17 protein-coding genes and 1 pseudogene are annotated in these 20,972 nt (G+C 66.4%); 11 read left to right on the top strand and 7 right to left on the bottom strand.

Features of this window, described 5'->3' with window-relative positions:
- Positions 1–263: 263 nt before the first annotated feature.
- Positions 264–2,096, bottom strand: coding sequence for a putative bifunctional diguanylate cyclase/phosphodiesterase (locus VGC77_RS17495; RefSeq protein WP_331172841.1), 1,833 nt, complete (start codon positions 2,094–2,096; stop codon positions 264–266).
- A gap of 166 nt (positions 2,097–2,262) precedes the next feature.
- On the opposite strand from VGC77_RS17495, the gene VGC77_RS17490 reads away from it, so the two are divergent.
- Both VGC77_RS17490 and VGC77_RS17485 read left to right on the top strand, forming a co-directional pair.
- On the top strand, positions 2,263–3,105 hold the full coding sequence (locus VGC77_RS17490; RefSeq protein WP_331172840.1) for an SDR family NAD(P)-dependent oxidoreductase: 843 nt from the start codon (positions 2,263–2,265) through the stop codon (positions 3,103–3,105).
- A 42-nt stretch (positions 3,106–3,147) separates the two neighbouring features.
- Entirely contained in the window at positions 3,148–4,170 is a 1,023-nt protein-coding gene (locus VGC77_RS17485) for an adenylate/guanylate cyclase domain-containing protein (protein ID WP_331172839.1), read from the top strand.
- 381 nt (positions 4,171–4,551) lie between these two features.
- On the opposite strand, the gene VGC77_RS17480 is transcribed toward VGC77_RS17485, so the two are convergent.
- Positions 4,552–5,925, bottom strand: a complete 1,374-nt coding sequence (locus VGC77_RS17480) for a cytochrome P450 (RefSeq protein WP_331172838.1) — start codon at positions 5,923–5,925, stop codon at positions 4,552–4,554.
- A gap of 262 nt (positions 5,926–6,187) precedes the next feature.
- Between VGC77_RS17480 and htpX the strand changes: the two genes are divergently transcribed.
- Positions 6,188–7,123, top strand: a complete 936-nt coding sequence (htpX, locus tag VGC77_RS17475) for a zinc metalloprotease HtpX (RefSeq protein ID WP_331172837.1) — start codon at positions 6,188–6,190, stop codon at positions 7,121–7,123.
- 374 nt (positions 7,124–7,497) lie between these two features.
- On the opposite strand, the gene VGC77_RS17470 is transcribed toward htpX, so the two are convergent.
- Both VGC77_RS17470 and VGC77_RS17465 read right to left on the bottom strand, forming a co-directional pair.
- Positions 7,498–8,679 carry a pyridoxal-phosphate-dependent aminotransferase family protein gene (locus tag VGC77_RS17470; RefSeq protein ID WP_331172836.1) on the bottom strand — a complete coding sequence of 394 codons (1,182 nt, stop codon included), beginning with the start codon at positions 8,677–8,679 and terminating at the stop codon, positions 7,498–7,500.
- A gap of 287 nt (positions 8,680–8,966) precedes the next feature.
- A pseudogene (locus tag VGC77_RS17465) lies at positions 8,967–9,282 on the bottom strand (endonuclease domain-containing protein).
- Between VGC77_RS17465 and VGC77_RS17460 the strand changes: the two are divergent.
- Positions 9,223–9,435 carry a hypothetical protein gene (locus tag VGC77_RS17460; protein WP_331172842.1) on the top strand — a complete coding sequence of 71 codons (213 nt, stop codon included), beginning with the start codon at positions 9,223–9,225 and terminating at the stop codon, positions 9,433–9,435. The pseudogene VGC77_RS17465 and the gene VGC77_RS17460 overlap by 60 nt on opposite strands.
- A 353-nt stretch (positions 9,436–9,788) precedes the next feature.
- Here VGC77_RS17460 and VGC77_RS17455 read toward each other — a convergent pair whose 3' ends face one another.
- Together VGC77_RS17455 and VGC77_RS17450 are read right to left on the bottom strand one after the other, a co-directional pair.
- On the bottom strand, positions 9,789–10,520 hold the full coding sequence (locus tag VGC77_RS17455) for a thermonuclease family protein (RefSeq protein WP_331172835.1): 732 nt from the start codon (positions 10,518–10,520) through the stop codon (positions 9,789–9,791).
- Between the two features lie 319 nt (positions 10,521–10,839).
- Entirely contained in the window at positions 10,840–12,576 is a 1,737-nt protein-coding gene (locus VGC77_RS17450; RefSeq protein ID WP_331172834.1) for a hypothetical protein, read from the bottom strand.
- Between the two features lie 374 nt (positions 12,577–12,950).
- Here VGC77_RS17450 and VGC77_RS17445 point away from each other — a divergent pair, with 374 nt between their 5' ends.
- Entirely contained in the window at positions 12,951–13,820 is an 870-nt protein-coding gene (locus VGC77_RS17445) for a caspase family protein (RefSeq protein WP_331172833.1), read from the top strand.
- Between the two features lie 17 nt (positions 13,821–13,837).
- On the opposite strand, the gene VGC77_RS17440 is transcribed toward VGC77_RS17445, so the two are convergent.
- Positions 13,838–14,740: an efflux RND transporter periplasmic adaptor subunit gene (locus tag VGC77_RS17440; protein ID WP_414709692.1), complete on the bottom strand. Its 903-nt coding sequence runs from the start codon at positions 14,738–14,740 to the stop codon at positions 13,838–13,840.
- A gap of 455 nt (positions 14,741–15,195) precedes the next feature.
- Between VGC77_RS17440 and nifH the strand changes: the two genes are divergently transcribed.
- The 6 genes from nifH to VGC77_RS17410 all read left to right on the top strand — a co-directional run bounded on the left by nifH (position 15,196) and on the right by VGC77_RS17410 (position 20,830).
- On the top strand, positions 15,196–16,023 hold the full coding sequence (gene nifH / locus VGC77_RS17435) for a nitrogenase iron protein (protein ID WP_331172831.1): 828 nt from the start codon (positions 15,196–15,198) through the stop codon (positions 16,021–16,023).
- Between the two features lie 64 nt (positions 16,024–16,087).
- Complete coding sequence (gene anfD / locus VGC77_RS17430) at positions 16,088–17,662, top strand: nitrogenase iron-iron protein, alpha chain (protein WP_331172830.1); 1,575 nt, start codon at positions 16,088–16,090, stop codon at positions 17,660–17,662.
- Positions 17,663–17,672: 10 nt separating this feature from the next.
- Entirely contained in the window at positions 17,673–18,101 is a 429-nt protein-coding gene (gene anfG, locus VGC77_RS17425; protein WP_331172829.1) for a Fe-only nitrogenase subunit delta, read from the top strand.
- Positions 18,102–18,111: 10 nt separating this feature from the next.
- Positions 18,112–19,500 carry a Fe-only nitrogenase subunit beta gene (gene anfK, locus VGC77_RS17420; protein ID WP_331172828.1) on the top strand — a complete coding sequence of 463 codons (1,389 nt, stop codon included), beginning with the start codon at positions 18,112–18,114 and terminating at the stop codon, positions 19,498–19,500.
- A 4-nt stretch (positions 19,501–19,504) separates the two neighbouring features.
- Complete coding sequence (gene anfO / locus VGC77_RS17415) at positions 19,505–20,248, top strand: Fe-only nitrogenase accessory protein AnfO (protein ID WP_331172827.1); 744 nt, start codon at positions 19,505–19,507, stop codon at positions 20,246–20,248.
- Between the two features lie 24 nt (positions 20,249–20,272).
- Positions 20,273–20,830, top strand: coding sequence for a gamma-glutamylcyclotransferase (locus VGC77_RS17410; RefSeq protein ID WP_331172826.1), 558 nt, complete (start codon positions 20,273–20,275; stop codon positions 20,828–20,830).
- The last annotated feature ends 142 nt before the right edge of the window (positions 20,831–20,972 follow it).

Here is a 20,972-nt window from a genome sequence, read left to right as displayed (position 1 = left end):
GGTTCGATGGAACGACGGACGAAGGCCCAAGCTGAGGTTCGGGCTTCAAAGCCCTCGGATGACCCGGTCTCTCGTCCGCCACCGCGCGAGACAGCCTACCGCCTCGCCCAGCAGAATTTAAGTTACAAGGATGACGGCGCTTTGCGTGCAGCACGGTGCTTTGCGTGTAGCACGGCGCCTTGCGTGTCGCACGGCGCTTTGCATGCGCGCCAACCCATCCGACGGGTCGAGCCGCGATGCCAAGCGGTCGCCCGGAGTCGTACTTAGCGGCGCTGCCCGCTGCTTCGCGGCGCGCTCGGGCGGGCCTGCTCGGGCAGCCGCGCCGGCTGAGGCTTTCGGCCCTCGCGGCTGATCGGCAGCGTCGGCTTCAGGTCTTCCAGGAAGATCGGCCGCGAGAAGTAATAGCCCTGCGCGTAGCGGATCCTGGTCGCGGTCTGCAGATAGGCCAATTCCTCGAAGGTTTCGAGGCCTTCGGCGATCACCGTCATGCCCAGCGCCTCGCTCAATGTTTCGATCGCCTTGAGGATGCCCTGGCTGCGCGGCCGCTTGTGGATGTCGGTGATGAAGGAGCGGTCGATCTTGATCTCGTCGGCGGTGATATCGGCGAGCGCCGACAGCGACGAATAGCCGATGCCGAAATCGTCGATCGAGATGCCGACCCCGAGCCGGCGCAGCATCGGCAGGATCTCGGACTGGAAATGCGATTTGGCGACGAAGGCGTCTTCGGTGACTTCGACGATGAAGCGCTCCGGACAGCCGGTCGCCTCCAGCGCCTCGCTGAACGAGCGCATGAATTTCGGATTGCCGGCCTGCTTGGCGGCGACGTTGATGCTGATGCTGACGGAGGCGCCGAAATTGTCGTTGATAAGGTCGATCGACTTCATGATCTCGGACAACACCAGATGGGTGAGTTCGTCGATCAGTCCGAGCTCGACCGCGAGGTCGACGAAGGTGCCCGGCGCCTGGATCACGCCGTTGTCGTCGCGCAGCCGGACCAGCGCCTCGATGCCCTTGACCTCGCGGCTGCGGATATCGACCTTCGGTTGGAACGCGCAGCAGAACCGCTTGTCGAGGATCGCCAGCCGCAGCGATTGCTCGACCTTCATCCGCGCCAAGGCCTCGCGCTCCATCGCGACGTCGAATACCGCGGCGCCGCCCTTGGTGGCGTTCTTGACCTGATACATCGCGACGTCGGCGTTCTGCCGCAGCGTCTCGAAGCTGCGGCCGTGCTCCGGATACAGGCTGATGCCGATCGAAGCCGAGGCGAAGATTTCCGAACCGTCGATGTAGAACGGCGCGCGCAGCCGCTGCTGCAGGAACGCGATATCGTCGTTGACCTCGCTCTGGCTCTCGATCGGGTTGAGCAGGATCAGGAATTCGTCGCCGCTGATCCGCGACAGCGTGTCGGAGCCGCGCAGCTCCAGCCCGAGCCGCCTGGCGACCTCTATCAACAGCGCGTCGCCGATGCTGTGGCCGTAATAGTCGTTGATGTGCTTGAAATTGTCGATGTCGAGGAAGGCGAGCGCGAAGCGGCGGTCGGGATGGTCCTGCAACAGCGCGTTGGCGCGACTCTCGATCACGCTGCGGATCGGCAGCCCGGTGAGTTCGTCGAAATAGGCCCGCTCGAACAGCGCCTGCTCGAGCTGCTTCTGATCGGTGATGTCGGCCGAGTTCGACAGCAGCAGGCTGGCGCCGGCGATCTCGACCGGCCGATGCGCGGTGCGGAAAATCCGCAGGCTGCGGCCGCAGCCGACCTGTTCCTCGCAGACCAGGCCCTCGCCGCTGGCCAATAGCGTCCTGCCGACGGCGCGGCGCTGGTTCAGCGCTTCGCTCGGCAAGGCGGCGGTCGGCGGGCAGTCCAGCAGCTGCGCTGCGGGGACGCCGAATTGCGCCGCGGCCGCGTCGTTGACCAGCAGAAAGCGGCCCTGCGCATCCTGCAGCGTGACCGCGCCGGGCAGCACGCGGATAATATCCCGCAGCGCTGCGAGTTCGGCGCCGGGCGCGTCGCCGCCGGGTCCATGCGGGCGCAGCAGCGCAAGCTCGCGGGTGATGTCGGGGGGACCGGAGAACGCCATGCGGGAGGCTGCCCTTGACATGATGCGGCAGCTTCGCAAGCTGGGTTGTAATTTTAGTTAAGTCGCCTTGCAAAACGGCGAGATCCCGCGCCGGCGTCGCAATTGGCGTTGCGCCGGCGCCGATTGTCATTAACAGAGTCTCAACGGCGCTGCGCAATGCGGCGCGCATCACAGTGGGGAGAGACAGATGGGACGGCTGGACGGCAAGGTCGCGGTGATTACCGGCGCGACCAGCGGCATCGGGCTGCGCACCGCGGAGATATTCGTCGCCGAAGGCGCCAAGCTGGTAATCGCCGGGCGCCGCGCCGCCGAAGGCGAGACGCTCGCCGCCCGGCTCGGCGAAGCCTGCCGGTTCCGGCAGACCGACGTCACCGACGAGGATCAGATGCGGGCGCTGATCGCGGAAGCGGTGACGCGGTTCGGCCGGCTCGACTGCCTATTCAACAATGCCGGCGGCCCGGCGCAGACCGGCGGCATCGAAGGCCTCGACGTGGCGCGGTTCGACGCCGCCTTGGCCACGCTGCTGCGCAGCGTGATGCTCGGCATGAAGCACGCCGCCCCGGTGATGCGCCGGCAGGGCTCCGGCAGCATCATCAACAACGGCTCGATCGCCGGCCGGCTCGCCGGCTTCTCCTCGTCGCTGGTCTATGGCGCGGCCAAGGCTGCGGTGATTCATCTCACCAGATGCGTGGCGATGGAGCTCGGCGAGGCCGGCATCCGGGTCAACAGCATTTCGCCGGGCGCGATCGCCACCGGGATCTTCGGCAAGGCGCTGGGGCTGTCGGTCGAGGCGGCGGAGCAGACCGCCGCGACGATGCGCGAGGTCTACAAGACCGCGCAGCCGATCCCGCGCGCCGGATTGCCCGACGACATCGCCTATGCCGCGGTGTTTCTCGCCAGCGACGAATCCGGCTTCATCAATGGCCATGACCTGGTGATCGACGGCGCGATCACCGGCGGCCGCAATTGGAGCCAGCAGCAACAGGGACTGGTGGCGCTGAAGCAGGCGTTCGACCAGGCCGCGGGATAGGTCAGATGGGTCGCGCACGGCGCGCGGCGCAGCGAGCGAGCGATGAACGCGCGGCTTGAACTGAAGATCCGGATGCTCGCGATCATGCTCACCGGCGGCCTGGTCGGCGGCCTGGCGTTCGTGAGCGCGCGCGGCCACACCTCGGCCGGCGAACTGCGCGCCGGGATCGCCTATGGCCTGTTGATCAGCTGCGCTATCGCGGTGTTCGAACTGTTCGTCGCCAACGGCGCGTTGCGCGAGCGGCTGGGGCGGCTGCCGTTCACCCTCAACGTGCTGGTGCGCAGCGCGATCTATGCCGCGATCATCATCCCGATCCAGTACTACGAATTGGGCGCGGTGCTGGTCGGCATGCCGGTGGACCCGCAGCGCGCCTCGTTCTGGAGCGCGACGATCTATTCCGGGCTGTTCTCGATCGCGATGAATCTGCTGCTGGCGATCGCCAACCTGATCGGCACCCGAGCGCTCTCGAACTTCATCACCGGGCGCTATCATTCGCCGGTCGCGGAGAACCGCTTCGTGCTGTTCGTCGACATCGCCGGCTCGACCGGCCTCGCCGAGCGGCTCGGCGGCGTCAAGATCCACCGCTTCCTCGACGCCACCTTCCGGCTGTTGACGCTGCAGGTCGCGGATTTTCGCGGCGAGGTGCTGCATTATGTCGGCGACGAGGTGATCGTGACCTGGCCCGAGCGCAGCGGCGCGATCGACGCGCGGCCGCTGCGCTGCTTTCTGGCGATGCGCGAGGCGCTGTCGCGCGCCGCGCCGCAGTTTGCGCGCGAGTTCGGCGCCGCGCCGCAGATCCGCGGCAGCCTGCATTTCGGCACCGTGATCGTCGGCGAGATCGGCGACATCAAGCGCGCCATCGTGTTCAACGGCGACGTGATGAATATCGCGGCGCGGCTCGAGCAATCCAGCCGCGACATCGCCGGCGGCTTTCTCGCCTCGCGCGCCGCCTTGCAACGCTTCGACGGGCCGCCGCCGGTTGCGCTGCGCGATCTCGGCCGCTTGCCGATCCGCGGCCGCGCCGACGGCATCGACGTCGTCGGGCTGGCGGAGCCGGCGGAGTGAGTGTCGGAGAGCGCGCGGGAGGGCTGGGCGAGCGCGGGTGTTGCTCGGTTGCCGAACTGATAGCTCGCGACAAGGGTGAGGCCCGTTGTGTGGACCCCCACCCCCGACCCCTCCCCGCAAGGGGGAGGGGAGATGCGAGGCAGCCTCGCGTCGTGCTGGAAGCGTTATCCCGTGCTGATGCACAGCAGAGCGACGTCTGCATATCTGCGTCACGTAGTGCATATCTGCGTCACGGTTTTGCGTCGCGCCCCTTTTGGGGTGCGTCGCCGCCGCTCTGCTCCCCTCCCCCTTGCGGGGAGGGGTCGGGGGTTGGGGGTACCCAGACGGCAGACTCGCTTCCTTGAAGTCGGGGCAGCCTTCAGCGCCGGCCTGCCTGACCAACTAGCCGCGCCGCGGCGTCAGCGTCACCTTGAGGCCGTCCTTCGGCTTCGGGATCGGCCACATCTGCCAGTCCGGCGCGTAGTTCGGCGCCAAGGACACCTCGAGGCCTTGCAAGAAATGCCGGGTAAAACATTTCGCCTGCATATAGGCGAAGTTCAGCCCGAGGCACATATGCGCGCCGCCGCCGAACGGCACATAGGCGAAGCGATGCCGCGCCTTCTGCGCGTCGTCGGTGAAACGCATCGGATCGAAGCGGTCGGGATCGGGCCAGATCTGCGGCATGTGGTGGCTGAACAGCGGATTGACCGCGACCAGCGTGCCGGCCGGAATCGCGTAGCCGCGGAAGCTGAACGCGCGCAGCGCGCGGCGCGGGATCGACGGCACCGGCGGCTTCAGCCGCATCGCCTCCTTGAACGCCATTTCGGTGAGCGGCATCGCTTCCAGACGGTCGAATGTCAGCGTTTGGCCGGCCGGCACGCCGAGCGCTTCGACCTCCTCGCGCAGCTTCTCCTGCCAATCGGGATGTGCGGCGAGCAGCGCCACGAACGAGGTCAAGGACGAGGTCAGCGTGTCGTGCGCCGCCATCATCAGAAAGCTCATGTGATCGATGATGTCCTGCGTTGACAACAGCGCGCCGTCCTCATGGGTGGCCTGACACAGTTGCGAGAACAGATCCTCGCCGCCCTTGGCGCGGCGGATCGGGATCTGCTCGGAGAAATACGCCACGATGCGCTGCCGGCCGCGCACCCCCTTGGCCATCGCGGTGCCGGGCCATGGCTTGCGGATCGGCGCCACCGAGGCCGCCACCATGTCGACAAAGGCGCGGGTGACGGCGTCGACCTGCGGCCCGATCTCGGCGCCGAGAAACGAGGTGGCGGCAAGATCGAGCGTGAGCTGCTTCATCGCCGGATAGAACAGCCGTTCGCCGGGTTCGCTGCGCCACTGCGCCACCCGCGCCGCGATGCCGGAATCGAGCGCCGCGAGATAGGACTGCATCGGCCCGGCCTTGAACGCCACCGACAGCGCGCGGCGGTGCAGCCGGTGCTCGTCGAAATCCAGCATCATCAACCCGCGCGGAAACAACAGGCCGAGGATCGGCCCCCAGCCATGGGTCGAGGAAAAATTCTTGGCCTGGTCGAACAGCACCAGCTCGTTGGCCTCTGGGCCGAGCAGGGTGATGCTGGTCTCGCCGAGCACCCGGCTGCGATAGGCCGGGCCGTATTTCGCCGCCATCCGCTCGACCTCGCCCTTGGGGTCGGCCAGCACCTGCAGGGTGCGGCCGAGGATCGGCCAGCCCTCGTCGCCGGGAATGTGATTAAGCGCGCCGCGCTTCGGCGCCATCGATGCACGGCCGTCGGCCATCTGGAGCGACATCGCGGGACCCTCGGCGTTTCCTGGCTCGGTTGTTTGCCGGGCGCGGTCGTTGCCGCAAAGCCGGCTGCTGCGCTTTGGTGTGAAACTGTCGCGTTCCGGCGGCTTTTGCAAGGCGGTTGCAGCGCGGGATGATCACGCGCGCCGGTCGGCCGCCCGCGCCCGCGACGCGCTGCCGCAGCGCGGCGTCTTGAGGACAACTTGGCCGATCCCCACCTGTGGCGGGCGGCGCCGAGCGCAAACACGCGCGCTGCAGGAGAGGACGATGAGCTACTTTAAGACCGCAATTCTGCTGGCCGGGCTGACCGCGCTGTTCACGGGCGTCGGCTATCTGATCGGCGGCGCCTCGGGCGCCGTGATCGCGCTATTGGTCGCCGCGGCCACCAACATCTTCGCCTATTGGAACTCGGACAAGATGGTGCTGTCGATGTACGGCGCCCAGGAGGTCGATGCGCGCAGCGCGCCGGATCTGCTGCGGCTGGTCGCCGACCTTGCCACCAACGCGCAATTGCCGATGCCGCGGGTGTTCATCATGGACAATCCGCAGCCCAACGCCTTTGCCACCGGCCGCAATCCGGAGAACGCCGCGGTCGCGGTGACCACCGGCCTTGTGCAATCGCTTTCCCGCGAAGAACTCGCCGGCGTGATCGCGCATGAGCTCGCGCATGTGAAGAACCACGACACGCTGCTGATGACCGTCACCGCGACGATCGCCGGCGCGATCTCGATGCTGGCGCAGTTCGGCATGTTCTTCGGCGGCAACCGCGACAACAACAACGGGCTCGGCGTCATCGGCTCGATCGTGATGATGATCGTGGCGCCCTTGGCGGCGATGCTGGTCCAGATGGCGATCAGCCGCAGCCGCGAATACGCCGCCGACGATCTCGGCGCGCGGATCTGCGGCGAGCCGTGCTGGCTGGCCTCGGCGCTGGCCAAGATCGACAACGCCGCGCATCAGGTGCCGAACGACGAGGCCGAACGGGCGCCGGCCACCGCGCATATGTTCATCATCAATCCGTTGACCGGGCAGGGCATGGACAATCTGTTCGCCACCCATCCCTCGACCGAAAACCGCATCGCGGCGCTGACGCAGCTTGCCGCCACGCTCGGCCTCGCTGCGCCGCGGATGGCGCCGCGCGCCGCCGCCGCGCCGCGCGGACCGTGGAGCGGCGCGCCGCGCAGCCGCGGCCCGTGGGGATAGTCCGCCTAGCGGTTGCTCCGGCGAGTTAGTCCGCCGGTTAGCAAGACCTCACGGCAGCTCAGCGTGGTGGCAGTTCAGTTGGCGCGAGGCGGTGCTCCATCGCTCCCCTCCCCCTTGCGGGGAGGGGTCGGGGGTGGGGGGGCGCGATTCGCTGACTGTCGTGACGATGCGGATACGGTTAAGACGCCGTTCTCTCGTCAGGATTTTGCGACCAGCCTGACTGTCTTTCTAACTAATTCCTCTCTCGTTGACCCCCACCCCCAACCCCTCCCCGCAAGGGGGAGGGGAGTCCGCGCGGCGACGTGTGCTCCTGCCGATCGTCAGCGCCGGTGGTGCCAATGCCGAGCGTTGGGCCGCCGCCCGAGCAGCCCCCCTCACACTCCCACGCTATCGCCTAAATAATCGATCGCGGCTTCGGTGCCGTGGCCGTGCGGGATCTTGAGCGCCCGTAGCGCCATCTCGATGACGCCGAGCGTACCCAACATCATCGGCGCGTTGACGTGGCCCATGTGGGCGATGCGGAAGGCGCGGCCGGCAAGGTCGCCGATCCCGAGCCCCAGCACCACGCCGCACTTCTCCTTGCAGTAGCGCCCGAGCGCCAAGGGATCGGCGCCCTCGATCAGCACCGTGGTGACGGTGTCGGAGCGTTCCTGCGGCGCAGCGATATTGAAATCGATCGCGCCGCCCAGCGCCCAGCCGGAGACCGCGCGGCGCACCGCCTCGGCCAGCAGCCGGTGGCGCAGGTAGGAGCCGTCCAGCGTCTCCTCGAACAGCATGTCGAAGGCCTGGCGCAGCGCGAACAACAGATGCACCGGCGCGGTGCCGGCATATTTCATGTAGTGCTCGGGGCCTTCGCGCAGCGTCCAGTCCCAATAGGGCGAGCGCAAGCCGGCGCTGTTGTGCAGCGCGCGGGCGCGCGGCCCGGCGGCGACGAACGACAGCCCGGGCGGCGTCATCAGTCCCTTCTGTGAACTGGCCATCGCCAGATCGACGCCCCAGGCGTCCATCTCGAACGGCACGCAGCCCAATGACGCCACGGTGTCGACCATCAACAGCGCGGGATGGCCCGCGGCGGTGATCGCAGCGCGCAATGCCGGGATGTCGTTGACCACGCCGGAGGCGGTGTCGATCTGCACCACCAGGATCGCCTTGATCCGATGCTCGGTGTCCTGCCGCAGCCGGGCCTCGAGTTCGGCTGGGCGCACCGCGCGGCGCCAGTCGCCTTTGAGGATTTCAGCCTCGATGCCCATCCCGGTCGCGGTGTCGCCCCAGCCGGTCGCAAACCGCCCGCTTTCCAGCACCAGGATCTTGTCGCCGCGCGACAGCACGTTGCTGAGCGCGGCCTCCCAGGCGCCGTGGCCGTTGGCGATGTAGATGTAGCAATGGCCTTCGGTGGCAAACAGCCGGCCGAGATCGCGCAGGATGCCGTCGGTAAGCGCGACCATCTCGTCGGAATAGATGTCGAGCGCCGGGCGATGCATCGCCTGCAGCACCGCGTCGGGCATTGTGGTGGGGCCGGGAATCGCCAGAAATTCCCGTCCGGCGCGAACGACCATGATGTTGTCCTTGGGCTGAAAGCGAGGGTGACTGAGAGCGGCGACTCGCGGGCGACGCGGCGGCGCCCGATGGATGCCGCGCCGCGCCGGCGAATTCAAGCCAATCCGGCGTCCGCGCGCAGCCATGCGGTCAAAGATGTTTGACCGGATGTGGTCTTGCTTGCGGATTCGGCATCGCGAATCTCGACTATCGATGTCGTGGACCCCCACCCCCGACCCCTCCCCGCAAGGGGGAGGGGAGTACCCCTCGTCGCGAGGTCGCGCCGGCATGCCGCTTCGGCGCGATATTATTTATATTTGGCCGCGCCAGATCGGGGCGTTGCCGTGCATACGGACGGCTCCCCTCCCTCTTGCGGGGAGGGGTCGGGGGTGGGGGCCCTCGGGCACGGCGGCTCCGGCTGTCCGCAACGCGACACCGCGCTTTCGATCGCCTGCAGCACGCCGTCGAGATTGCCGAGCACCTCGTTGTTCCAGAATCGCAGCACGCGGTAGCCGCGCCTCGATCAGCCGGCTGCGCCGTGCGTCGGCGGCGCGCTGCCAGTCGTGCTGTCCGCCGTCCAGTTCGATCACCAGCTTCAGCCGCCGGCTGACGAAGTCGACGATGAACGGTCCGATGCTGGCCTGGCGGCGGAAGTGCGAGCCGTGCAGCGCGATGTCGCGGCGCAGCCGATGCTACAGCACCCGCTCGGCGTCGGTCGGCTGCGCGCGCATTCGAGCGGCGAACTGTTTCTGCGGTTCGCTCATGCGGGTAGTTAACCACAGTCATTCTTGATTGTGGATGTGTCGTCGCGGATTTTGACTATCGATGTCGTGGACCCCCACGCCCCCTCCCCGCAAGGGGGAGGGGAGTGCCGCCTCGTTCCGGTGAAGCGATGACGTCCTAATTCAACGCGATAGAGGCAATAATAGTGATAGCGACGTTCATCGTGGATTCTTCAAGCACGATCGGATCGTCCGGCGCTCTCTCGGCGCGAGATATAGGCGTTGCCATTGCCACGAATGCTGAGCGGCTCCCCTCCCCCTTGCGGGGAGGGGTCGGGGGTGGGGGTGCCCAGAAGGGACAGATCGGGAGATCCCAGAGAGACCCTCCGTCGAAGCTTCAAGCGCTCTTACCGCCTGGTTTCCCGACAGCCGGCGGCTTCGGCCTCTTCGACCGTGCAGAACCAGCGGGTGCCCTTGCTGACATGCATCTGGATCTTGGCGTACCAGCGGCTTTGCGGGCGGTGATAGATGCATTGCCCGGAGCGGTTGACGTTGCCCTTGATGGTGCACTCCGGCGACGGCGCCACCGGGCCCGACGCCGAGGCCAGCAGGATGGCGCGGGCGGTCTCCGGCGGCTTGGTGGCGCCGAGGATGGTGGTATTCTTGTTGCGGACCCGCCAGTCCCACGGCGCGATGAAGGCGCCGGCCCACAGCCCGGCCTTGGCTTCGCGCGCGACTTTCTCGTCGGGGTCGTAGTCGTGCGAGTAGCGCTCGTAAGCCAGCGCCCAGCCGCTATGCACCAGCCATTTCTGGATGTCCTCGCCGTCGACCTCGCAATGCGCCACCGAGCGGCCGAAGCGGTCGGTGCGCTGCACCTGGCAGGTCCACGACTTGGCGCCGACATGGCGGACCAGTTCGTCATGCGCGGCGACGCCGCAGCTCCAGCGCTCGCCCTTGGGGTCGAGGCAAAGCTGGTCGAGCGACGGCGCGTCGATGCCGCGCAGCCGGATCCGGGTGCTACCGATCGTGACCTGGTCGCCGTCGCGGATCTTCGGCACGCCGCTGACATCGGCGGCCTCAGCCAGCGCCGGCGACAGCAGCAGCGCAGCCGCAATCGCAACCCAGAATCTCGTCATCATGATTATCACCGGCCATTCCAACGCGGGCGTCACCACGACCTCGGATTGTGGTGGGAGTTGGGCCGCGGCGCCAGCATTGATTGCTGGATTAAGTCAAATTCACGAGACGCGTCATACCTCAGCACTTCCGAGTTTGGGTGTGCGCTTCAAGAGTCCCACACTGTCATTCCGGGGCGCGAGAGCGACAGCTCGAGCGAACCCGGAATCTTGCAACAGGCCGGCGCATGCATCCGCAGCGAGATTCCGGGTTCGCTCGCAAGTGCTCGCGCCCCGGAATGACGACGGCATTTGGGAGGTTTAGGTGCCAAGCGGAAGTGCGCTACGCCGCGGGATGTGGCGTCAGCGCGCGGCGCGCCAGCGCCAGCCCGATCAGCACGAAGGCCGACGTGACTTCCGGGCCGCCGACCAGGATCCTGATCGGGGTCTTCATCTTATTCCACTCATAGGCCTTGAATGGCGCGCCGCGCGGCCCCTCGCCGAGCGCGTCGAGAATGCAATTCAGCGGCGCCTTGAAGCTGTCCGGTTCGGCGCCGAGATGGCCGAGCGCGATCAGCGCCAGTGCGGCGTCGAACGGGTTGATCTCGCGGGCGATCAATTCGTCCTGCACATAGCCCAGCACGATGTTGCGCATCGCATCGAACGCGGCATCGGGATCGATCGCGCGCTGCATCGGCTCCGGCAGCGCGCGCAGCGCGGCGCTGCAGCGGCCGAAATAGGCGCAATACAGTTCCGGCAGATAGTAGATGTGCGATTTCGGGTCGGTGAATTGTCCGCTGTCGATCAGCCGGCGATGGAAGCCGATGATCCGCTGCACGGTCTCCAGCCGCTTCGGGGTCTCCACCACTTTCCAGCGCACCGCGTTGCGCAGCGTGGCTTCCAGCACGTCGAGACTGAGCGTCGGGTCGAGGTCGTTGCCGAACGGCCGCGCGCCGGACAGGCTGTCAATCCAGGTGACGACGCCGCCGTCGTAATCGATATGGTCGTTGAGCGGCACGGTGACCTTCGGCGCGTTGCCGCCGGCGCGCACCTGCAGCCCGGCGTAGAAGTCGATCAGCGGCTGCTGCAACATCGCATCGTTGCAGCCGGCCTGGGTCGCCACCGAGATCGAACAGGCGGTGGTGTCGCAATCCGGCACGTAGACGTCGAAGCCGAGCCGCTGCTTGATCTGCCAGAAGTAGCGGCTGAAGCGCGGATGCGGCAGCGGCGCCAGCGCGGTGACCACGTCGACGCTGCCGCCGTCCGGGCCGCGCACGGTCTCGCGGCTGGTGGTCAGGCAGAACGTTACCATCTGGTCGATGGCGTCGCGCGCCGCGATGCTCTCCTCGCCGGTCGCAAGCTCGGTGGCGATGAAGGCGAGCAGCGCTTCGGTGTAGAACGCGTCGTAATAGGCCGAGCGATGCCGGATCTGCACCGGCTGCCACATCGGCTCGGCGATTCCGTTCCAGGGCGGGTTGATCAGCCGGCCGACCGCGGAGCGGGCGATGAACACCCGCGCCAGGTTAAACATCAGCGTCGAGTTCTTGTAGCCGCGGGCATTCAGCCCGGTCAGCGCCATCAAGAGTTCGCGGCCGCGGCAGTCCGGATCGCCGATCAGGTTGAAGGCGGCGTAGGTCGGAATGAAGCCGTTGCGGTCGAACGAGTCCAGCAGGTGGGTGCCGCAGGCGCGGATCGCGGCGTCGACATCGGCGGGCCGCGGCAGATGCGGCGGCGCCGCCACCCGCTTCGGCTTGGGGTGAGCGAGTTCGATCGTATCGACCAGATCGGCAACCGGCTGGCCGACCGCGCGCCAGTCCGGGTCGTCCTGGTCGCAGGCCGCGGTCAGCGCGTCGCGCAAGGCGCGAAGCCGGACCGGGTCGCGCAGTTCCGGCAGCCCGGCGCGGCGCAGCACGAGCCGCAAGGCGGGGTTGTTCAGCGCGGTTTTGTAGAACGTCGCCAGATGGGAGTTGCCACAGCTTTGCCGCAAGAAAACCGGGTCGCAAATGTCGTACAGCGACGGGCCGTCCTTGGCGGCGGTCAGCGCGCGATAACAGGCGCCGGCCATATAGCGAACATCCATGAGCGCACGTCCAAGCGGTCAGTTGGCAGGTCGCGCCGGCGCCACCGCCGGGCCCGACAAGCCTGCAAGTCGTTGATAAATCGCACGAAGCCCGGCGGAATACAATTCCGGGCGGGCGGCGCCGGTCGCGGGCGGCGGTTCCAATCGGTTTGGTATTGCCTCGCCGACGCCAAGCAAAACCGCGATGTCACCAAGGAACCGGCGCCGGCCGCCCAGCACACCGTGGTCAGGGTGGCCGTAAAGCCGGCGCCGCGATAATAGTTTTTATGCTGCGGCGCCGCAAATCGGGCGTGATTGCCCGGCACTGCGTGGCCATTCCAAAGAACCATTTTCGGTTTGCCGCGACTTACTTGCTGGCGCCAAGGAAAGACTGCATGAATTTCGGGTTATTTCGAATTTCGCGCCGCTCGATAATAGCCGCGGCCGCGCTGCTCGGGCTGGTGCCGTTGGGTCTCGGCGCCCATGCCGCGCTGAACAAGCGCCCGCTCCATGCCGCGCCCGCGGTCGAAGCCGGCCAGCCGGCCGATGCCCGGGGCACCCCCGCGCGGCTCGCGCTGGTGATTGGCAATGGCCACTATCCGGACGCCGGCGCACCTTTGCCGCAGCCGATCAACGACGCGCGAGCATTGACTGCGACGCTGCGCCGCGACGGCTTCGACGTCGATGTAGTGGAAGACGCCAGCCGCGACGACATCGATCGCGCGATCGCGCGGCTGAAGGCGCGGATCACCCCGCAGGCGGTGGTGATGCTGTATTTCGGCGGCTTCGGCATTCAGGCCGGCCGCGAGAGCTACATGATCCCGGTCGATGCCGTGATCTGGAGGGAAGCCGACGTGCACCGCAGCGGCGTCAGCATCGACGCCGTGCTGGCGGCGATCGCGCAGCAGGGCGCCGAGGTCAAGCTTGCGGTGATCGACGCGTCGCGCCGCAACCCCTATGAGCGCCGGTTTCGCGGCTTCTCGCATGGTCTGGCACCGATCGAGCCGCCGGACAATGCGCTGGCGCTGTCGGCGGCAACGCCCGGCAAGGTCGCCGATGATTCCAGCGCGCCGAACAGCGTGCTGATGACCGAATTGCTGAGGGCGCTGGCCTTGCCGGGCGGCGCCGAAGCCGCCTTCACCAGCACCAGAACCGCAGTGATGCGCGCCACCGAGGGCGCGCAGGTGCCGGTGCTGTCGTCGTCGCTGCGCGGCGAGGTCGGATTCGGCCGGGCCGAAGCCTCGGCCGCAGGTCCCGGCGAATAGCCGGGAAATGAACCGAGCTATTTGACCTTAAGTTCGCTGGCGTTCACCGGCCTGACCGGATCGCCCTCGCGCAGCAGCGCTCCGGCCCGCGCCACCACCACGTCGCCGGCGGCGAGCCCGTCGCGGATCTCGATCTGTCCGCCGGACATCAAGCCGGTCTCGACCCGCCGGGTCTCGATCAGTTGCCGCCGCACCACCTGAACCACGGTGCCGGCGCTGCCGTACAGCACCGCGGTGAGCGGCACCGACACGCCGCAGCTTTCGCCGGTCTTGATCATCGCCCGGCCGGACGAATTCGCCAGCAGCCGCCTGGGCGCGCTGACGTTGACGAACACCTGGCCGAGCTGGCTGGAGGGATCGACCGTCGCCGACACCCGGCGCACCTTGCCCGCCAGCTCGCCGGCGCCGACGATCTTGACCGTGGCGGGCTGCTCGACCGCGAGCTCCGCCAGATGCCGCACCGGCACCTGACCGACCAGGTCGAATTCGTTGCGGGGGATGATGCTGAACAGCGCCTCGCCCTTGGCCGACGCCACCGCGCCGATCACCGCCGACGCGGCGCTGACCACGCCGGCGACCGGGGCCGGCACCAGCGCAGTGCCGCCCTCGGGCACGCTCAGCTTTGCCAGCGTCTGGCCCGCGGTCACAGTCTCGCCGGGATCGACCAGGACATCGGCGACCTTCAATCCCGGGCGGTCCGGCCGCACCGCCACTTCCTCGCGCGGGATCAGCACGCCGAACACCTCGACGATCGCGGAAAAGCAACTGTTGCCGGCGCTGATCACCGTCACGGTGGCGCCGCGGGCGTCCGGTCCCTCGGCCGCGAAGCCGGGCTGCGCGACCGCGGCGATCGCCGCCACGGCGACGGCGATCGGCCCGGCACAGCGCCGCCGGCCGGCGGCGCCGGCGTCGACTTGCATCCTGCGCGAAGCCTGGGTGCGGTCTGAACGCGTCATCGTCGGCTGGTTTCCGCAAAAGCCGGAACGGCTTTGTCGCGACTCTAATCAAGCCGCGGCAGCGCGCCAAGGGCGCCGTCGTCGCGTGGAAACGCCAGCGGCGCCGGCCCTCGTCATAAACGAAAGACTATAGCGCCGAGATTTTTCGCGGGAACCGGGCTGCGGCTGTCGCGGGCTCGATCCACTTCGTACCAGGACGTGAAAAATCCCTGGCGAAAATGACATCGCGGTCGAAACGGCGCGGCGCCGCGGATCAGAAACCCTGCAATTTCGTGGAATTTGCCAATTTCCGCCGGCGGCGGGCGGCTGGCACGCCGCCTGCAATACCCATGCTGAGCTCGCAGCGTTCGCCCGAGCCCGCACCGCGCCTTGAGGCGAACGACAACTATCCATCTGATCCAACCCGGAGGGTTTTCATAGTGACACGCAAGATTGCGATTTACGGCAAGGGCGGCATCGGCAAGTCCACCACCACCCAGAACACCGCGGCGGCGCTCGCGCATTTCCACGACAAGCACGTGTTCATCCATGGCTGCGACCCCAAGGCCGACTCCACCCGGTTGATCCTCGGCGGCCTGCCGCAGCAGACCGTGATGGACACGCTGCGCGTCGAGGGTGCCGAGAAGGTGACGCTCGATAAGGTGGTGAAGACCGGCTTCAAGGACATCCGCTGCGTCGAATCCGGCGGTCCGGAGCCCGGCGTCGGCTGCGCCGGCCGCGGCGTCATCACCGCCATCGACCTGATGGAAGAGAACGAAGCCTACACCGAGGATCTCGATTTCGTGTTCTTCGACGTGCTTGGCGACGTGGTCTGCGGCGGCTTCGCGATGCCGATCCGCGACGGCAAGGCGCAGGAAGTCTACATCGTCGCCTCCGGCGAGATGATGGCGATCTACGCCGCCAACAACATCTGCAAGGGCCTGACCAAATACGCCAAGCAGAGCGGCGTGCGGCTCGGCGGCATCATCTGCAACAGCCGCAACGTCGACGGCGAAAAGGAATTCCTCGCCGAGTTTACCAAGGCGATCGGCACCAAGATGATCCACTTCGTGCCGCGCGACAACATCGTGCAGAAGGCCGAGTTCAACAAGAAGACCGTGACCGAATTCCAGCCCGACGCCAACCAGGCGCACGAATACAAGGAACTCGGCCGCAAGATCATCGAGAACGAGGACTTCGTGATCCCGAAGCCGCTGGCGATGGACGAACTTGAAGCCATGGTCGTGAAATACGGTCTGATGGACTGAGCCCCCACCGCGCGCCGGCGAGCCCGGCGCGCGGCCCCCCAACCCTTTCCATGGAGCGAGGCCCATGCCCTATCATGAGTTCGAAGTCAGCAAATGCATCCCCGAGCGCAAGGAGCACGCGGTCGTCAAGGGACCGGGGGAGGACCTGACCTCCTGCCTGCCGAAGGGATATCTCAACACCATCCCCGGCTCGATCTCGGAACGCGGCTGCGCCTATTGCGGCGCCAAGCACGTGATCGGCACGCCGATGAAGGACGTGATCCATCTCAGCCACGGTCCGGTCGGCTGCACCTACGACACCTGGCAGACCAAGCGCTACATCAGCGACAACGATGACTACCAGCTGAAATATACCTTCGCCTCCGACGTGAAGGAAAAGCACATCGTGTTCGGCGCCGAGAAGCTGCTGAAGCAGAACATCCTCGAGGCGTTCAAGGCGTTCCCCAATATCAAGCGGATGACGATCTACCAGACCTGCGCCACCGCGCTGATCGGCGACGACGTCGACGCTATCGCCGCCGAGGTCAAGGAAGAGCTGCCCGACGTCGATATCTTCGTCTGCAACTCGCCGGGGTTCGCCGGCCCCAGCCAGTCCGGCGGCCATCACAAGATCAACATCGCCTGGATCAACCAGAAGGTCGGCACCATCGAGCCGAAGATCACCGGCGACTACGTCATCAACTATGTCGGCGAATACAACATCCAGGGCGACCAGGAGGTGATGGTCGACTACTTCAAGCGCATGGGCATTCAGGTGCTGTCGACCTTCACCGGCAACGGCTCCTATGACGATCTGCGCACCATGCACGGCGCGCATCTCAACGTGCTGGAATGCGCCCGCTCGGCCGAATACATCTGCGACGAATTGCGGGTGCGCTACGGCATCCCGCGGCTCGATATCGACGGTTTCGGCCACAAGGCGCTCGGCGATTCGTTGCGCAAGATCGGGCTGTTCTTCGGCATCGAGGACCGCGCCGAGGCGATCATCGCCGAGGAAACCGCCAAGTGGGGCCCCGAGCTCGCCTGGTACAAGGAACGCCTGCAGGGCAAGAAGGTCTGCCTGTGGCCGGGCGGCTCCAAGCTGTGGCACTGGGCCAACGCCATCCAGGAGGAAATGGGCGTCAAGGTGGTCTCGGTCTACACCAAGTTCGGCCATCAGGGCGACATGGAAAAGGGCGTGTCGCGCTGCGGCGAAGGCGCGCTGGCGATCGACGATCCCAACGAGCTCGAAGGCCAGGAAGCGCTGCGCACGCTGAAGCCGGACGTGATCTTCACCGGCAAGCGGCCGGGCGAGGTCGCCAAGAAGATGCGGGTGCCCTATCTCAACGCTCACGCCTATCACAACGGCCCCTACAAGGGCTTCGAAGGTTGGGTGCGCTTCGCCCGCGACATCTACAACGCGGTGTACTCGCCGATGCATCAACTGTCGGCGATCGACATCTCCAAGGACGACTATGCGACCGACAAGGGCTTCACCACGCGGCGCATGCTGTCCGACGCCAATCTCTCCGACGAGGCCAAGGCGTCGCCGATGACCGGATATTCCGGCAAGTTCGACTCCATCGCCGCCATCCGCGCCAAGACCGACGCCGACTATCCGGCGTTCCCGCGTCGCAGCGCCACCGAAGCCGCCGAGTAGGGAGGACCCCATGGCCAAGACCAAAAAGCAGAAAGACGTCGCGCGCGCGAACTATCCCAAGCTCTACGACCACGACCCACTTGCCGACGTCGACGCCGACACCAAGGCAAAGGTGTCGGAGCTGGAAAACTACATCATGAAGAACTGCCTGTGGCAGTTCAACTCCCGCGGTTGGGACCGGCGCAAGCAGAACGCCGGCGTGCTCGGCAAGACCGCGCAGCTGTTGGTCGGCGAGGAGGTGGAGAATCCGACCCCGCTCGACAAGTGCTACTGGGTCGACGCGGTGCTGCTGGCCCGCAACTTCACCGAGCGCTGCGGCTGGCTCGCCGACATGGGCAAGGACGAAATCCGCACCCTGATCAGCAAGCTGCACGCACGCATCGACTGGCTCACCATCGACGGCTCGCTCAATGAAGAGCTGACGGTCCAGAACTACTGAGGAGATTCCCATGAATTGCCAAGTCAAAGTCAAGGACCGCGTCGGCACCATCAACCCGATCTTCACCTGCCAGCCGGCCGGCGCGCAGTTCGCCTCGATCGGCATCAAGGACTGCATCGGCATCGTCCATGGCGGCCAGGGCTGCGTGATGTTCGTCCGCCTGTTGATCTCGCAGCACCTCAAGGAAAGCTTCGAGATCGCCTCGTCCTCGGTGCACGAGGACGGCGCGGTGTTCGGCGCGCTCGACCGCGTCGAGACCGCGGTCGACGTGCTGCTGATGCGCTATCCGCATGTCAAGGTGGTACCGATCATCACCACCTGCTCGACCGAAGTGATCGGCGACGACGTCGACGGCTTGATCACCAAGCTGGAAGAAGGCCTGCTCGCCGAGAAATATGCCGGCCGCGAGGTGCATCTGCTGGCGATCCACTCGCCGAGCTTCGTCGGCTCGATGGTTTCGGGCTATGACGTCGCGGTGCGCGACTTCGTCAAGAAGTTCGCCAAGAAGGGTGAACCGTCCGACAAGATCAACCTGCTGACCGGCTGGGTCAATCCGGGCGACGTCAAGGAGCTGAAGCACCTGGTCTCCGCGCTCGGCGTCGAAGCCAACGTGCTGTTCGAGATCGAGGCTTTCGACAGCCCGCTGATGCCGAACGGTGACGCGGTGCCGCACGGCAACACCACGATCGCCGACCTCGAGGCCACCGGCTCGGCGATCCACACCTTCGCGCTCAACCGCTACGAGGGCGGCAAGGCGGCGCAATATCTCGAGAAGAAGTTCAAGATTCCGTCGACCATCGGACCGACGCCGATCGGCATCCGCAACACCGACGCGCTGTTGAAGAAACTCTCGCAGGTCACCGGCAAGCCGATCCCGGAAAGCCTGGTCAGGGAACGCGGCATCGCGCTCGACGCCATCAGCGACGTGGCGCACATGTTCCTGGCCGACAAGAAGGTGGCGATCTACGGCGCCGCGGATCTCGTGATCGGCCTCGCCGAATTCTGCCTCGACCTCGAGATGAAGCCGCAGCTGTTGCTGCTCGGCGACGACAATTCCGGCTACGTCAACGATCCCCGCATCAAGGCGCTGCAGGACAATGTCGACTATCCGATGGAGATCATCACCAACGCCGACTTCTGGGAGCTGGAGAACCGGATCAAGAACGAGGGGCTCGAACTCGACCTGATCCTCGGTCACTCCAAGGGCCGCTTCATCTCGATCGACTACAACATCCCGATGGTGCGGGTCGGCTTTCCGACCTACGACCGCGCCGGCATCTACCGTCACCCGGTGGTCGGCTATGGCGGCGCCACCTGGCTCGCCGAGCAGATGGCCAACGCGCTGTTCGCCGACATGGAGCACAAGAAGAGCAAGGAATGGCTGTTGAACGTGTGGTGATGTGATGGCGGGTTGTTCCTCATCCTGCGGCGGAGCCTCCGCGCTCCGCCGCGCCCCGGCCCCGAACGGCCGGCTGCGCATCGCAGCCTTCGTCGACGCCGCGGGCGAACTGGTCAGCTTCTTCGAGCCGGGCGTAGTCCGGGTCTATGAGCGCGCTGACGGACAATGGAGCTGCATCAGCGAAACCCCGCTGACGCTGCAACGCGACCACGGCCTCGCGCACCTCAAGAGCCAGCTCAAGGGCGCGCTGGCCGATCTCGAGCATTGCGGCATCTTCATCGGCCAGCGTTTGCGCGGCATCCACAACGTGCTGCTCGAGGACATGGGTTTCCACAATTGGGAGGGCGAGGGCCCGGCGCTGGCCAAGCTTGATGAGGTGGCGGCGCGCGAGGCGGAAGCCGCCAGAGCCGCGGCCGCGGCCGCCAAGGAGGCCTGCGGGGTCTGCCCGAGCGCTGCGGCGACCGCGCCGGTGTCGGCGGAGGCGATCGACACCGCGCCGGTCAAGGTCGGGGAGGCGCACTTCCGGTTTCACCTCTCCGCGGTGCTGAACAGTCACCCCGAGCTGAATTCGCGCCAGTTGCTGATCCCGTTCCTGAACGCCGGCGGCTTCGACAAGCTCGACGTGATCTGCGATCACCAGCCGCGCTGGCTGGCGCAGGAATTGGACCGGCTGCAGCTTGCCGCCGTGTCCGAACCGCTGATCCAGGGCCGGCGCGAGTTCACCATCAGCATCGGCCGGCGGCAATAGAGCGACGAGCAAAAGGACGATGACATGCTGGCGTTTGGCAAGAAATCGCATCACCTCTACTTCGTCTACGGCTCGGACATGAACGCGGCGCAGATCGCGCTGCGCTGCTACACGCCGACGCTGGTCGCGGTGGCAAGACTGGCGAACCACCGCATCGGCTTCTACGGCCAATCCGCCAAATGGGGCGGCGGCGAGGAAACCTTCGTCGAAGCCCCCGGCCAAGACCTCTGGGGCGTGGTCTACCAACTGTCGTTCTACGACGGCGAGCGGCTCGACTCCTGGCTCGACGTCCGGCTCGACGGCAACGGGCCGTATTTTCATTGGCCGGCCGAGGTGATCGATGCCAACGGGGTGAGCTATTGGGCTCTCTTATATAAGAGAGCGCTGCTGGGCATCCAGGAGCCGCCGACCGACGCCTATCTCGAGCATATCGTCGCCGGCGCCGTCTCGCACGGCCTGCCGGCGGATTATATCGAGCAATTACGCGCCATCCCGACCGTGCCGTCCGAACCCGGCATGCCGTTGAGCGACCCGCGCGAGCGGGTGATCGGCCTCGACGCGGCCTGCGGCGGCTGCAGCTAGATGTGAGCTTTCAATAGGTTGTCCATCCGATCCGGACCGAGGAGACTGAGGTTGCGAAGCTTCAGGGATCCAAGGAGGACCGGATGAACATCCACAAGAATGCCCGTTTGACGCCGATTGGTCGAGAGCGGTTGGTGCAGGC

The organism is Rhodopseudomonas sp., assembly GCF_036404135.1.
Classification (GTDB): Bacteria; Pseudomonadota; Alphaproteobacteria; order Rhizobiales; family Xanthobacteraceae; genus Rhodopseudomonas_A.
The sequence above is the reverse complement of the archived record's forward strand: the minus strand, read 5'-3'. Positions and strand labels throughout refer to the sequence as shown.

Bases quoted from the DNA above. Each gene is read 5' to 3' on its own strand.
- VGC77_RS17490 (WP_331172840.1), top strand. From the start codon at position 2,263: ATGGGACGGCTGGACGGCAAGGTCGCGGTGATTACCGGCGCGACCAGC.
- VGC77_RS17495 (WP_331172841.1), bottom strand. From the start codon at position 2,096: ATGTCAAGGGCAGCCTCCCGCATGGCGTTCTCCGGTCCCCCCGACATC.
- VGC77_RS17480 (WP_331172838.1), bottom strand. From the start codon at position 5,925: ATGTCGCTCCAGATGGCCGACGGCCGTGCATCGATGGCGCCGAAGCGC.
- VGC77_RS17445 (WP_331172833.1), top strand. From the start codon at position 12,951: ATGAATTTCGGGTTATTTCGAATTTCGCGCCGCTCGATAATAGCCGCG.
- VGC77_RS17470 (WP_331172836.1), bottom strand. From the start codon at position 8,679: ATGGTCGTTCGCGCCGGACGGGAATTTCTGGCGATTCCCGGCCCCACC.
- VGC77_RS17450 (WP_331172834.1), bottom strand. From the start codon at position 12,576: ATGGATGTTCGCTATATGGCCGGCGCCTGTTATCGCGCGCTGACCGCC.
- VGC77_RS17440 (WP_414709692.1), bottom strand. From the start codon at position 14,740: ATGCAAGTCGACGCCGGCGCCGCCGGCCGGCGGCGCTGTGCCGGGCCG.
- anfK (WP_331172828.1), top strand. From the start codon at position 18,112: ATGAATTGCCAAGTCAAAGTCAAGGACCGCGTCGGCACCATCAACCCG.
- VGC77_RS17485 (WP_331172839.1), top strand. From the start codon at position 3,148: ATGAACGCGCGGCTTGAACTGAAGATCCGGATGCTCGCGATCATGCTC.
- anfG (WP_331172829.1), top strand. From the start codon at position 17,673: ATGGCCAAGACCAAAAAGCAGAAAGACGTCGCGCGCGCGAACTATCCC.
- htpX (WP_331172837.1), top strand. From the start codon at position 6,188: ATGAGCTACTTTAAGACCGCAATTCTGCTGGCCGGGCTGACCGCGCTG.
- VGC77_RS17410 (WP_331172826.1), top strand. From the start codon at position 20,273: ATGCTGGCGTTTGGCAAGAAATCGCATCACCTCTACTTCGTCTACGGC.
- anfD (WP_331172830.1), top strand. From the start codon at position 16,088: ATGCCCTATCATGAGTTCGAAGTCAGCAAATGCATCCCCGAGCGCAAG.
- VGC77_RS17455 (WP_331172835.1), bottom strand. From the start codon at position 10,520: ATGATGACGAGATTCTGGGTTGCGATTGCGGCTGCGCTGCTGCTGTCG.
- anfO (WP_331172827.1), top strand. From the start codon at position 19,505: ATGGCGGGTTGTTCCTCATCCTGCGGCGGAGCCTCCGCGCTCCGCCGC.